Source organism: Streptococcus sp. HMSC072D05 (assembly GCF_001815805.1).
In the GTDB taxonomy this organism is placed as follows: domain Bacteria; phylum Bacillota; class Bacilli; order Lactobacillales; family Streptococcaceae; genus Streptococcus.
In genome coordinates, this window is the sequence record NZ_KV822039.1 from 1 (window position 1) to 366 (window position 366).

General features: G+C 32.5%; 1 protein-coding gene. It reads right to left on the bottom strand.

The window, feature by feature from the left end; genetic code table 11:
• Nucleotides 1-108: 108 nt before the first annotated feature.
• Nucleotides 109-366: DDE-type integrase/transposase/recombinase (locus tag HMPREF3057_RS10115; RefSeq protein WP_142350361.1), on the bottom strand; the 258-nt coding region annotated here is incomplete at its 5' end.

Sequence of the window (366 nt, forward strand, 5' to 3'; positions counted from 1 at the left end):
AATAATGACTCAAACATGTCGCATAAGATGAAAAATAAAATGATCATTTAGCACTGTTTTAACTTTAAAAAATATAGCTAATCACTAATATATCATGTCAGTGTTCGCTTAACTTGCTAGCATGATGCTAATTTCGTGGCATGGCGAAAATCCGTAGATCTGAAGAGACCTGCGGTTCTTTTTATATAGAGCGTAAATACATTCAATACCTTTTAAAGTATTCTTTGCCGTATTCATACTTTGATATCTTGTCTTTCTTACTTTAATATGACGGTGATCTTGCTCAATGAGGTTATTCAGATATTTCGATGTACAATGACAGTCGGGATTCAGTTTAAACGTTTTAATAACTTTAGCCATTGCTAC